Raw genomic sequence first — 395 nt, 5'->3', positions numbered from 1 at the left:
GGCATCGAAGCTCGACTTGTCCACCCAGGCTACCGTTCCTACTGCATCGGTTACTAAAACTTTATCGTTACCACCTGAGGAAATATCCTCTGTTAGGATGGTCCCGTTCAATATATTTTCTGTTTGAACTGCATTGTCCGCCAACTTAGCATTGGTCACGGCATCGGCTCCAAGTTTCGCTGTTACTATAGAAAGGTCTTCCACCTTGAAAGGATCCAAAGTAGTACCAACTCCAGTAATCGTTACCTGATCCGCAATGGCATCGAAGCTCGACTTGTCCACCCAGGCTACCGTGCCTACTGCATCCGTAACCATAACCTTATCGTTACCACCTGAGGAAATATCCTCTGTTAAAATGGTACCGTTCAATATATTTTCTGTCTGAACCGCGTCAT

1 protein-coding gene is annotated in these 395 nt (G+C 46.1%); it reads right to left on the bottom strand.

Going from position 1 to position 395, the window contains the following annotated elements:
* On the bottom strand, positions 1 to 395 hold a 395-nt coding region (locus tag MWU84_RS24150), incomplete at both ends, for a hypothetical protein (RefSeq protein WP_246906613.1).

Source organism: Arenibacter sp. F20364 (assembly GCF_023015905.1).
Taxonomy (GTDB): domain Bacteria; phylum Bacteroidota; class Bacteroidia; order Flavobacteriales; family Flavobacteriaceae; genus Arenibacter.
This window is presented reverse-complemented; position numbering and strand designations above follow the sequence as displayed.